The sequence below is a fragment of the Agrobacterium vacciniicorymbosi genome, from assembly GCF_040427045.1.
Taxonomy (GTDB): Bacteria; Pseudomonadota; Alphaproteobacteria; order Rhizobiales; family Rhizobiaceae; genus Agrobacterium.
Genome location: NZ_JBETMF010000016.1, coordinates 13,143 through 25,325, shown reverse-complemented (window position 1 = coordinate 25,325; position 12,183 = coordinate 13,143). Strand labels below are relative to the sequence as shown.

8 protein-coding genes and 1 pseudogene are annotated in these 12,183 nt (G+C 55.3%); 4 read left to right on the top strand and 5 right to left on the bottom strand.

Annotation, left to right across the window (positions count from 1 at the left end; genetic code table 11):
* Positions 1 to 2 precede the first annotated feature (2 nt).
* Positions 3 to 1,262 (top strand): IS110 family RNA-guided transposase, encoded by a 1,260-nt coding sequence (locus tag ABUK73_RS20990; protein ID WP_353578971.1) that lies wholly within the window; start codon positions 3 to 5, stop codon positions 1,260 to 1,262.
* Between the two features lie 302 nt (positions 1,263 to 1,564).
* Here ABUK73_RS20990 and ABUK73_RS20985 read toward each other — a convergent pair.
* The 5 genes and pseudogenes from ABUK73_RS20985 to traA all read right to left on the bottom strand — a co-directional run.
* Positions 1,565 to 2,316: pseudogene (locus tag ABUK73_RS20985) on the bottom strand (IS3 family transposase); the annotation flags it as partial.
* Positions 2,317 to 2,740: 424 nt separating this feature from the next.
* A complete protein-coding gene (locus ABUK73_RS20980; protein ID WP_353578970.1) occupies positions 2,741 to 3,763 on the bottom strand; it encodes a hypothetical protein in 1,023 nt (340 codons plus the stop codon).
* Position 3,764: 1 nt separating this feature from the next.
* Entirely contained in the window at positions 3,765 to 4,817 is a 1,053-nt protein-coding gene (locus ABUK73_RS20975) for a hypothetical protein (RefSeq protein WP_353578969.1), read from the bottom strand.
* A gap of 652 nt (positions 4,818 to 5,469) precedes the next feature.
* The gene (locus tag ABUK73_RS20970; RefSeq protein WP_353579028.1) at positions 5,470 to 5,844 is read right to left on the bottom strand and encodes a NaeI family type II restriction endonuclease; all 375 of its coding nucleotides are present in this window, start codon (positions 5,842 to 5,844) and stop codon (positions 5,470 to 5,472) included.
* Between the two features lie 417 nt (positions 5,845 to 6,261).
* Complete coding sequence (gene traA, locus ABUK73_RS20965; protein WP_353578968.1) at positions 6,262 to 9,588, bottom strand: Ti-type conjugative transfer relaxase TraA; 3,327 nt, start codon at positions 9,586 to 9,588, stop codon at positions 6,262 to 6,264.
* Between the two features lie 197 nt (positions 9,589 to 9,785).
* Here traA and ABUK73_RS20960 point away from each other — a divergent pair, with 197 nt between their 5' ends.
* The 3 genes from ABUK73_RS20960 (at position 9,786) to ABUK73_RS20950 (ending at position 12,122) form a co-directional block, all read left to right on the top strand.
* Entirely contained in the window at positions 9,786 to 10,154 is a 369-nt protein-coding gene (locus ABUK73_RS20960) for a mobilization protein (protein ID WP_353578967.1), read from the top strand.
* A gap of 257 nt (positions 10,155 to 10,411) precedes the next feature.
* On the top strand, positions 10,412 to 10,987 hold the full coding sequence (locus ABUK73_RS20955; RefSeq protein ID WP_353578966.1) for a cytochrome b: 576 nt from the start codon (positions 10,412 to 10,414) through the stop codon (positions 10,985 to 10,987).
* A gap of 211 nt (positions 10,988 to 11,198) precedes the next feature.
* Positions 11,199 to 12,122, top strand: coding sequence for a nucleotidyltransferase and HEPN domain-containing protein (locus ABUK73_RS20950; protein ID WP_353578965.1), 924 nt, complete (start codon positions 11,199 to 11,201; stop codon positions 12,120 to 12,122).
* Positions 12,123 to 12,183: the final 61 nt, after the last annotated feature.

Sequence of the window (12,183 nt, the reverse complement as noted above, 5' to 3'; positions counted from 1 at the left end):
CTATGACCGTTCACGACATTACCGCATCCGCTCCCGTTCTGGCAGCTATCGATATCTCCAAAGAACGCCACGAGGTGCTGATCGAAGCACCGGACAAAAAGCGCCGGCGTCGGGTGAGCGTGCTCAACAATCTCGATGAGTTCGATCGCCTCATCGGCCTGCTGCGTAGCTATCAGCGCCCCGTCCGCGTCGCCTTCGAGGCAACGGGAAACTATCATCGCGCGTTGGCATATCGGCTCGGCTCAGCCGGATTCGAGATCAAATTGATCTCGTCCATAGCGCTGGCTCGGACCAGAGAAGCGTTGCACAATTCCTGGGATAAAAATGATCCAAAGGATGCCCAGGTTATCCTCCACATGATGACCATCGGTGCCGAACAGTTCTACCATGATCCGTTAATCCGCGGCACCAACGACATTCAGGAGCTGTCGAAGACGCACGACATGGTCTCGAGGTCGAAGACCGAACTGTGGCATCGGATACTGACGCATTACCTGCCACTGTATTTCCCTGAAGCGGATCGTTTCCACCGCAGTTCGCGCAGCGACTGGTTCTTTGCCTTTCTCGAGCTTTTCCCGTCCCCGCACTTCATCGCAGCCATGGACAAGGACGCTTTCATCGAAGCTGCCTGGGATGTGGTTGGCCGCAAAGTTGGCAAAGAGCGTTTGTTGGCAGACATTTACGCCACGTCCATCCATTCAATCGGACTTCCAGTCGCGCCGGACTCCGACGCAATCTGCATGTTTCGTATGATCTTGGCCGAGGGCAGAAGCCTGATCTCCCAACGTAATCAGATCGAGGCGCGTGCGGTTGCGATGCTGAAGGACAACGTCGATTATCAGCTCTTATGCACAATCCCCGGTATCGGACCTATCAATGCACTGACAATCCTGGCAGAAGCCGGAGACCTGCGCCGTTTTCAGCACCATCGCCAGTTCCTGAAGTTTTGCGGAATGGACCTCGCAACGATCCAGTCAGGAATGTTCAGGGGTCAAACAAAACTCTCAAAATACGGCAATGCACGACTGAGGCGGACTTTATGGATGGCAGCCCAGGTCGCGATATTGCAGCGTGCCAACAGCTTCCGCGACAAGTTCGAGCGATACATCACCAAGGACCGCCACAACACCCATTTACGTCGCAAGGCGTCAACAGCAATCGCCGCCAAAATGGCCCGCACCGTACACGCGGTTATTAAAAGCGGTGAACCTTATCGCCCCTTCTTTGAAGGGACGATCCACAGCGGAAGGACCCTTCTCTGACAGTGCCGTGGAGGCGTTGAGCTACTCAACGACCTCGTAGATAATGTTCAGGCCTTCCGCTCGACGGCAAGAGGATCTCGTCTTAAGGACGGTGAGAGCCGCGATCATGCGTACTCTGTGTTTGTTATGGGAGAGACCGTTCGTTGACGATCGGCCGGGCCTACATCATAATCCAAACGCATCGGGAGACCGATGCGATAACGACCTGCTGCCAAAACGACAATTCATTCCGAATATAGGACGTTATCCACACGTATGGTCGCCGGATATCCGATCTGTCGGCAGACCCGCTACAGTGTCTAAACGACATCCTCGCCTTTGTAGCTAAAGCGAGCATCCACCACTGGCGAGAAGCGAGAGAAGGTATCAACAACCGTCAGAACCCTGATCTTGCGACCAGTGGCCAGTTGGTCATGAACGAAATCCATCGCCCAAACATGGTTGGAACGGGTCGGCTACGTGCGGTCAGCCCGCAGCTTCGCCTTGACCCGGCGCTTGGGAACCTTGTTGCGGAGCTGGAGGTCCATCTCCTTGTAAAGACGATAGATTCGCTTCGGGTTCACGGACCAGCCTTCACGCTTGATAAGGATATGCACACGCCTGTAACCGTAGCGTACCCGCGTCTGGCAGATGTCCTTGATCTTCAGCTTTAACTCGGACTGCTCGCCACGCCTGGACTTGTAGACATAGAGCGACCGGTCGACTTTCAACACCGAGCATGCACGCCGGATCGAAACCTTCCAGTCCGCCTTGATCGTGTCGACAAGCTTGCGCTTGCGGGCAGGCCTTAAAGCTTTTTTGAAAGCACATCCTGCAGCATGGCCTTGTCCAGCGACAGGTCGGCAACAATCCGCTTCAGCTTAGCATTCTCCTCCTCAAGCTGTCGTAGCCGCTTCATCTCCGAGGGCATCAAACCCGCGTATTTTTTGCGCCAATTGTAAAACGTCGCGTCCGAAATTCCCGCCTTGCGGCAGACCTCGCCGATTGGCGTTCCATCCTCTGCCTGCTTCAAAACAAACGCGATCTGCGCTTCCGAAAACTTCGAGGCCTTCATCGAATTCTCCTCTTCTTCCTACAAGGAATAATAAGTGGAAAATTCCAGTTCTGAATGGCCTAATTTAACGGGGGCACGTCATCAGCAGATTCTTCTGTACGCATTGCTCGATAGAAAGCCTTCTGCCGTACTGAAGCGTCTCGCCACCTGGGTCTCGCTCGCAATATTCTAGAAGGTCAGGTTGTGTAGTTTGTCCCGGCTCTCAAAGTTATGGTAGCATTTCATCCCTTGCACGATGAATTGGAAAACTCGCGGCTAAAGCTGACGTACTCAACGAAACAAAGCCGACGATCAAGTCGAGATATGATCTCAATTGCATACTCCATTTCGAAAGCCCGCGGGGCGTGAGTTGGGATGAAGAGGGTCGGACCACGTGCTCCAATTGAAAACGGTGACGTAGTGCGCCCGGCGAACGGTACCTCGACTATTTCGTCAAGCGATATACAACCTCACCACCACGTGGCTTGCCCTCGATATTCTGTGCTGCACCATTTCGAAGAAGAAGATAAGTTGTGGGACGATCTTCCACTTGCGCAACCAAAACAGCGAAGCCGTCGTATTTCAGCAGAGCGGCTGTACCTACCATTTTTGAGAAAACGTCTTTCATGCCGTTCGACGTTCGGAGAAAAATCATAAGATCGGAGGCGTTGTTGCCCCCGCCGACTATGCTTCGCTCCTTACCTATCCCGATACAATAAGCATGATTGCCGTCGACAAGGATGTCGAGCGTACCATCCCCATCATAATCCTTTCTACTGACGTAAACGCTGTCTATTGCAGCATCATCATAACCGGATTCTCTGCAGGCTTTCTGATAACCGACCAGCTTTGACAGAACGGGTTTCGGAAAGGTCTTTATTGCAGCCTGCAACTCGGGGCCACTCAGTAGCTGGGGGTCAGAATCGACGCGGTCGCCGAGCACTTGAGCTAAACCTGCGGCTTGGGAAGAACCGGGTGTTGCCGCCGCCTGAGCGGCTGCTGAAACACCGTTACCCTCGGCCAAAGAAGCTACGACAAATGTCGGTGCCTTGAATTTTTCAACCGTGACTTCCTCAAATCGACGGCAATTGCCTCCTTCGTCGACGAACACCTGCGACCAAAGAGCCGATGTGCCCTTTCTCTTAACTGCGAGCCAGCCACCACGTTCGATCATTTTCAAGATGACTTGTCTCACCGGACCAACTGGATAACCGTTTCGAAAGCCTACCTCAAATGTTTCTTTTGCAGTTTGTCCAGCAGGAGGGGATGCAAGTAGAACTTCGATCTTGCCTTCAATGGTAGCGGCAGGGGCGGGAGCCGCGCGACCGACGAATGAAGGAACACCCATGGTGAACAACGTGATGTCTGCTTTGCACGAACCATCTAACCAATCCTGCGCGTACGACGTGGCGGTTGACGACAAAATTCCGAGAACGATGCTAGCGATGAGAAGTGTGAAGCGGAGCATCTTATTTCCTCATCTCAAAAACGACTTGCCCACCCGGCGGCACTCGATTTATGGGAGTTATGGTTGTGCCGCGCATTTGTAGTTTCTGGCCGTCGTCGAATGATATAGTCGCAAAGTTCGCATGCCGTCTTATAACCCCGACGTCCTGGCTGATCTGATCAACCATTTTGGGACCGGATGGCGTATCGATGATGATCCAGAGTGGAAAGCCGTACGGCCCTTCGACGCCCGGCGACTTTTTGCCCTCCTTCGAACACCATATCTCATGCCCGTCGAGCACCCAGTCTGTTTTGCCGTCACCATTAACGTCGACCTCCTTCACAAAGGTCCCGCTCATTTCAGTTTCATTTGCGCCATTCCATCCGCACTGCTCATGGATTTGGGCGATCTTCTCAAGTACGGGTACTGGAAGGGTGCTCTTTGGAGCTCCTTCAGAGTCCGTCGTTCTATCGAGGGCAGTCGACGACGACCTGAGAGCAGACAATTCTGTGTCTGATTGATTTTGGTCTGTGCTGGGCCTTGCGTCTCCAAACAACGCAGCCAGCAGAGACTTTTGCTGCTGTATCTCGATATCGAGAGCGCTTCTGACGAACCGGTCCACTTCGTCTGGAAGCTCGTCCTTACCTGCCTCAGACGTTGGCCCTTTAAAACGGCATCGTCCTCCCTCTATATAGAACAGGCGTTGATCGTAGCCAGGGTTCTTCGCATCTCCGTCTGCTTTAAAAACAACCCATGATCCACGTTCAAGAGATTTGTAGAACGAGGACCGGCTTTTGGGTGACGCATCCCTGATGTTGATGAGCCAATCTGCATACTTACCTTGCTGTCCTGGCGCGTTTGGATCGCCAATCTCTGCTATCACTTCGGATTTGCCTGATCCGTTGCGCGGTCTAGTTCTGTAAATGTCATGAATCTTAGACTTGGCGATGAACGCTTTGACTTCCGGAGAGCACCGCGATGTGCTCCAATCGAGCGGCCACTCGTCTCCGGAAAAAGCGAGTCCAGCAACGAGCAAAAACGAAGCGAGCCAAGCTGCGTGAAGGACAGGACGCATAGTCACCATCCCATTGCACAAGAGCGTGGATTCATGGACATGTAATCAACACCAACGCATGGATCACGACGAAGCCCTGGAGCTTGGCGACTTGGGGAAGTGTCAAATGACCGTTGTACTCTGTGTTCCTGTCTTGGACTTTGTAGCTGCGAGTTGGAGGCGGCGCGCCGGCTGTTCCGATATTGAGTCTGATCAGAAAAACCGCGGGTGCTAGGTGATGGATCAGCTTGCGCACCTCGACCGGCGGAATTCACCACACTAGAAGGGACCCGCCCTTCCATGACGTCGTTCTTGCTAGGCTCTCGGTCCCAACTCTCTCGCAGATTTGGTCGGCGCTGCGGCTTTGGCTTTCGCCCAGAAACTTCGGAGTTCGTCTTTTTGAGCGCATCGGCCGCGAGCGATCCTATACCTGAACCGCTTTCTGCCGCTCTTGCTGGTAACGCCACAATAGCTACGATGAACGCCACCGTTGTAAATATTCTTAGAAAAAATAGATACATGCTCTGACCCCCACATGTGCATTGGAACCTGAGCACATTGGTTTCATATCATGTAGATTTTCGCAATAGTTCTTGAGGTTTCAATCGAGCGATTTATAAATCGATCCTCTTCATTGCTTGCTTCAAATATAACGTCGAATGTCGTTTACTCTTCAGTCTATGTGGCCAGCATCTCGAAGAAGAACAATTTCCAGCTCTGTTTTCGGCGCAAATGAAACGAACTCGTCGGCGGTGACTGGGCCAAGGCCAAGTTGATCGATCAAGGCGCGATCACGTTGCCCCCAAAGCAAAGCGATGCCTTTCGGTGCGAGAATGTCTCTTGCACCGCCCTTTCGCCGGATACGTGTCATGTAATCATGCTGCTGGGCAAGTGCGCTGACCTGCTGACGCGAGATTGGCTTCCCTTGGATTTTTTCGAACAGTGCCGCAATGCGGTTGGTGCCACCTTTAGACGTCATGATCTGGTAACGGTCCTCAATCGACAACACCTCCCAGAAATTAGGGGGATAAGCGCTCGGCGTGGCCAGAGAGTAAACGGGCGATCCGTCTGGCAGAGGTGGCCGAGATCATCCCCAGCGGGATCCGGATCGGGGTTCGCCCTATTCGAAGGTGGAGATCAACGGGGACGGCGATCTGGAAGCGGACGCCGGATTTTCGGTAGCTGAGATACATGATTCGTCGGGTATTTTCGTGGGTAGAAACATCCCGAAAACGGAGAATTGATCCTTAAAATCACTGTGTCAATAGTGAGGGAGAGGGTGGGATTTGAATCCACCATACCCTTGTAGGTATGCCGCACTTCGGGTGCGGTTCACTCGATCGAAAGTTTAATGTCCAAGCGAGCTGTCAGTGCCCGGAAAACGGCATCGGTTGCTGGATCTTTTGAATAGGCACTGTCGGCTTTCAACGGCTGTCGATGGTATCGACCGCTTGGCCTGATGACGTTATAGTTTCAGGCCCAGTCCCTGTCTCAAGGACTGCTTGAGCTCGTGTCGGTGAATAAGCTCAGTCCGTTGTACCCGCTCAACGATGCGGGCAACTTGTTTGATCTGATCGAGTTTATTTGCAATGTCGGGCCCCAACCGTAATTGGTCTGGTTTCAGGTTTCGGAGGTCGGTGCTGCCAAAGCGCTGCTCGAGAGCGCTTGCGATTGTCTGTGCTTCGGTGATGGCCTGCTTGCCCTCTGGCGTGGCGAGAAGATGCGCCAGAAAGGTTTGCCTGTCTTCAAGAGCCAGGCTGTTAAATTGCTGCAGCAGTGATTGACTGCGTTCTGTAAGGCCGGGAACTTCGACAATGTCTCGGTGCTCACGTTTCCAGATTTCTGATTTGCGCTCTGCCTCCAGGCGACGCTGCCAGGTTTTTGCTGCGATTAAGACGTGGTTGCCGAGGGCCGGAGCATAATGGCGCGCAAGCTTTCGCTCCTTGTTGTCCCCGAGCAGGCCAGCCTTTCCGCGCAAGGGTCCGAACTGTTCGGGGTTCTCAACGAGTGATCTGGCAAGAACCTGCCCGTCTCCACCGGTGTCGACGATAGCGGCACTGAGCGTTGCTGCAGCCCGGTCGGGATCGATGTAGACCTCTCGAGCAACAGACCGCACGGCCTGCATATCTCTTGCCAGATTGGGCAAGGCCTTTTCACGGGCAATGTCTTCGACGGTGCGATCATAATGGCTGATGGCAGGGATAAGCGGGGCGGGGACTTGCGCCCGATCCAGGAGCGGTTCCGTCGCGTTGAGGCCGGACCGCTCGGCAACATTTTTCCGATCGCGTATGCGAGCAGGACCGGCCAGATCAAAGGCTGGCTCCTCGTAAGCCTGCCTGCGATCGTGTAGCCGATCCTGCCCTGCCCATTGATGCCCTTTGGTCGCGAGAGCTTCAAGCTTGATCTCGTCGGTTTCGTTCAACTTTGATGTCAGCCCACGCCGTTCGGCAAAGGTTTTCTCGTAATCGAGCGTGGTCTCCTTGATGCCGGAGCGGCTCATGCTGGCGACCATCTCCTGCCTGTTTTTAAGATCGTCACGACCGGCGTAAAGCGTGACTGCATTTCGATGTCGGGTCATGGCCACATAGGTCAGGTGCCGATCCATGGTCGACGATGCCATGACGAAGGCACGGTCGACGGTTGCCCCTTGCGCCTTGTGAATGGTGGTCGCGTAGCCATGATCAAAGGATTGGTAATCTTTAACGGGGAGGGACAGATGGCGGGCATCGTTTTGTCCACCTGAAGATCCGTCGAGCCGCAGATGTATTGCGTTCGGCTCGACGGCTTCCACTGTTCCCAGCATACCATTCTTGACGCCGAGATCGCGATTGTTTTCGAGCAGAAGGATGCGGTCGCCCTGTGCAAAGGAGCGCTGTCCGTTGATGGTCTGATAGACGAGTTCGCGATCCGTGTGACCGACAAGGTCAGGCCTGAGTTCGACCGTAGACGCGTCGTCATGACCAATCGTGGTTCCGTCGCCTTTCGCCAACCGTCCGTCTGCCTGAAGCGTTTCTCGGATCCCGTCATTGATGGCACGGACATCCAGGCGACGATGGGCAAGGGCAATGCGCGAGGCGGATGGGTTCTGGTTGAGATCGACGAGATAATCCTGCACCAGTTCCTGTCGAGCCGTCTCCCGGTCATCGGCAAAAACAACATGGCCACGATCCGCATAATCTTGCAGTCCATCCCCGGTGCGATGGGTGGCAAAAGCAATCGATGCCTGTCGCTGCCAGTGCTGTGTCTGGCGACGGATGTCTGTAAGCTCGACCGAACCGATCCGCTCTGCAATGGCCCGGAAGGGGGAGCCCGCACCGATAGCCTGCAACTGCTCATGATCGCCGACCAGAACGAGCTTGGCGCCACGCGCTTCGACCTCGGTTATGACCCGTGCCAGTTGGCGGCTTGCGATCATGCCTGCCTCGTCGATGACAAAAATGTCGCCCCGCTGAAGCTCGCCTTTTCCGCGTTGCCAGCCATACTCCCATGACGCCAATGTGCGCGCGGCGATGCCCGACGATTGTGTCAATCCTTCCGCAGCCTTGCCGGCAAGCGCTGCTCCATGGACACGATAACCTTGTGCTTCCCAGGCGTTGCGTGCGGCGGCCAGCATGGTGGACTTGCCGGCCCCGGCAAAGCCGATCACGGTGGCGATCTGCTGGCTTGAGGTGATGTGACGTACAGCCGTCCGTTGCTCGTCACTGAGCACACTTCCCTTCAAGAGGGCATCCTGATGATCGAGCGCATATTCGACACGATCTGCTCTCACACCATGGCCCTTGCGATCTGCCATACGCAATGCACTGGCCGCCATGGAGCGTTCGATGCCGACCATCTCCCGTGTTGAGTAGCGCGCCAGTTCGTCGTCCTGCCCGGGCTGCAACTTAACCAATTGCGGTGAGGCCATGACGGCGGCAAGCGCGCGTTGGAAGCTGTCATTGTCGTTAATGTAACGATGAAGCGTGCGGGCGATATCGTGGTGATCAAACACGCTTTTCTCATCCGTCAGAAGACGCAAGACCTCGTCCGGTTTTTCGGCGATGAGATCGGCGTTTCGTATCGCAGCCTGCTCTTCGATGCGGGCTCGCGAGACCTGCAGGCCGCGCTGCTGCATCTGGCTGGCATGCACCCCCATATGCTCGGTTGGTTCAATCGACAGGCCGCGCTCAAGATGCGAGCGATGGTCGACGCGCAGATCCAAACCGGCCCGCATCAGATGCCGGTTGGTGTGTTCTGCAAAGGCTTGGCGGATGTCACGGATCTGTTTGTGAGAGGTTGGCAGGTCTTGGGCGATGAGCCATTTGTTCTCGCGCTCGATCAGCGTCTTTTCGCCAAAACCATTCGGTGTGACTTCGCGGGTGGTCATCGTCACATGAGCGTGGATATTGCGAATGTCGCTTTTGCCCTGGGGCACGTGAATGGCAAAGTCGACTACCGCACGATAACGGTTGGCGAGATCTGTCGCAAAGGTTTGGGCCAGCGACAGGCGCTCGTCGCTGCTGAGCTCATGGGGGAGGGCGATTTCAAACTCACGGGCTACGCGCGCATCGCAACGTTTCTCTGCGGCCTCCGCTGCATTCCACAGCGCCGATCGATCCAGCGCCCAGTCGGCATCGACACCGTCGGGAAGAACAATCTGGCAGTAGAGCACACCCTGCTTGGCGGTAAAATCATGCACGAGCCCATCGCGCTCGTTCACCAGCAGACTTGCGGTGCGATAGGCAATCGAAGCCACGGCACTTCTGCCGCCTGATCTGGAAATTGGCTTGCTGCTGCAATGGTAAATCGCCACCGGCACCTGTCCTTTGCCAAATCGACAAACGGCTGCGTCAAGCACGCTGCAACTCGTAAGTGCGCCCTTGTTGCTTTGTTCAAGCACGGCTAACACCGGCACGCCGTGCTGGCGACGTGCAGATCTGCACGTTGCAAGACCCGAGAGATTGCGGTTCCGATAGCGCCATTGCCAGACTGTCAAAGGATGATACCGCTATGAGAAAGCCGATCGCGCAACGCATCAAAGAGCTCGAAGAGCGCAAACGCGCCTTGCAATCGCGACTGGGCAAACAGGAGCGCGCGCAGGAAACCCGGCGCAAGATCTTGCTCGGTTCGTTTGTGCTGGAGAGCCTGGCGAAGGATGACGATACCAGCGATCCGTTTGATCTGAGGCAATGGCTTGCAACAGAGCTGCCGACCTTTCTGGATCGCGATGCCGATCGTGCCTTGTTTGCGGACCTGATCGAGGACTGCCGGATGGATCAAGGCCGCGGTTTGGAAGACGGCACCGCGCAGCAACGCAATGGGAGCGATCAGCACGCCGATAGCCGTCAAGCTGATGTGATCGGGGGCGATGAACCATGATGGTGCTCGATGTCACAAGGACCGCCCTGCAGGCAGGCTTGCGCAGCCGTATGGTTTCGCGAGCACAGAGTCATTGAGAGGGATTGGGGGGTGAGCCTGTCCTGACGGGAACGCGCTCCCAATAGCGCCGTAGTGAGCGGCAGGACGGGCGTGCGTCTGGCACCATTGGGTGAGGGGAACGCAGTCCAGGATCCGACGATCGCTTTTGGTCAAACCCCTCGGTTGCGCTCTGCGTCAGCGGCAGCTAGAGGCAGGCAATGATGAAGAAGGAATTTCGCATGTGGCTGGATACACCGGAGCGTTACGGATTGGTCAGCCGGTTGCTGCACTGGACGATGGCGTATCTGCTGATCTGGCAGTTTATCGTCATTCTGACGTGGCGATTGTTCGGGGATACGGAATGGGTCAGAACAGTCACGTCGCTTGGACCTGGCCACGGCACCGTTGGCCTTGTGGTGATCGTGCTTGTCATCATTCGCGCGATCTGGTGGACCGTCAATCGCAACCGGCGCCCGGTTCAATCGACAACCGTAACCGGTCGGGCAGCCGTTGTTGTTCACGCCAGCTTCTATCTTCTGATGTTTAGCATTCCGGCACTGGCGCTGTTGCGCGCCTATGGCAGCGGCAAGGGGTGGGAGCCGTGGATCCCGGCAAGCGGAGTGGAGATAGTTTGGATGATAAAGCCTGCCGATCTTCTTCACGGTTTCCTGGCATGGGGTCTATTGGTTCTGATCGCAGGCCACGTCGTCATAGCGCTCGTTCACCGCGTCGCGCTGAATGACCAGACGCTTGAACGCATGGCGGGAAAATTGGGAAACGGCAGCGGCCGATGAGAGATTGCTTAAGGTCGAAACATCCACGCCTGTGATTGGACGACCGCATAGAAGAAGGCTGACCGATCACCATGGTTGCCTTTGTGCAAACCATGTCAACGCTCTACCGGGCTTTCCTGCAGTTGTTGTTTGGGTTGAACTCTGTATGGTTCTCCCGTACCACCTTCCGCAAGCCGACATCGTTACCGTCAGACAACAAGAACCTGTTACCATGATGAAGTCGTCCATCGATCATATCCCGCCACGCAAGCAACGCGAGCTCGCCCGTGTTTTGGAAATCCTGCACGAGGAGTTCGAGGATGCTCTGGGTGAAGGCACAGCCGACTTCAAAAAGCGCGGACGCATTCTCAAAATCATCCTGTTTGGCTCTTATGCCCGCGGCACCTTCGTTGACGAGCCCCACACGATGAAGGGGTATCGCTCGGACTTCGATCTTCTGGTGATCGTCAACAATCGCAAGCTGACCGACTTTGCCGAATACTGGTATAAGGCAGCCGACCGTTTGATCCGCGACAGCTTTATCGAAACACCGGCGCAGTTCATCGTGCATTCGCTGCGCGAGGTAAACACACAGCTGAAGGAAGGCCATTACTTCTTCTCGGACATTCGCAAGGAAGGCATCGTTCTTTACGAGCTTGATGACGTGCCATTGGCGGAGCCGAAGCCGTTGACTGCGGAAGAGCGGTTGAGAGTGGCGCGGGACTCATTTGAGAGCCGTACGCATCTACTTCGTCAGTTTTCGGAAGGGGCCACCTTTCACATCAGCCGAGGTAACCGCGATCTGGCGGCTTTTGACCTACATCAGACAATCGAGCAAGCTTACACCTGCGTTTTGTTGACGCTGACCAACTACGCGCCACCTTCTCACAATCTTAAGTTCTTGCGTTCGCTTGCGGAAGAGCAGGACCTGCGCTTGGTCGAAGCCTTTCCACGCGACCACCATCGTGAGCGGGCCTGGTTCAACACGATCAACGAAGCCTATGTGAAGGCTCGCTACTCAAAGCATTTCGAGATCAGCGAAGAAGCGCTTGTCTGGCTCGGTGAGCGGACGGCGCATCTGTTGGAACGGGTGAAGATCGTCTGTGACGAGCATATCGAAACGCTGGAACGCGATGTGGTGCCGGGTAAAGGATAGGCACGTGCAGGGACCTGAAACTCGCTGCTTCAACGTATGGTCTTGCGATTTTACAATGGAC

Excerpts from the sequence above, each read along its gene's own strand:
- ABUK73_RS20980 (WP_353578970.1), bottom strand. The coding sequence starts at position 3,763 with ATGCTCCGCTTCACACTTCTCATCGCTAGCATCGTTCTCGGAATTTTG.
- ABUK73_RS20975 (WP_353578969.1), bottom strand. The coding sequence starts at position 4,817 with ATGCGTCCTGTCCTTCACGCAGCTTGGCTCGCTTCGTTTTTGCTCGTT.
- ABUK73_RS20955 (WP_353578966.1), top strand. The coding sequence starts at position 10,412 with ATGATGAAGAAGGAATTTCGCATGTGGCTGGATACACCGGAGCGTTAC.
- ABUK73_RS20950 (WP_353578965.1), top strand. The coding sequence starts at position 11,199 with ATGATGAAGTCGTCCATCGATCATATCCCGCCACGCAAGCAACGCGAG.
- ABUK73_RS20960 (WP_353578967.1), top strand. The coding sequence starts at position 9,786 with ATGAGAAAGCCGATCGCGCAACGCATCAAAGAGCTCGAAGAGCGCAAA.
- ABUK73_RS20990 (WP_353578971.1), top strand. The coding sequence starts at position 3 with ATGACCGTTCACGACATTACCGCATCCGCTCCCGTTCTGGCAGCTATC.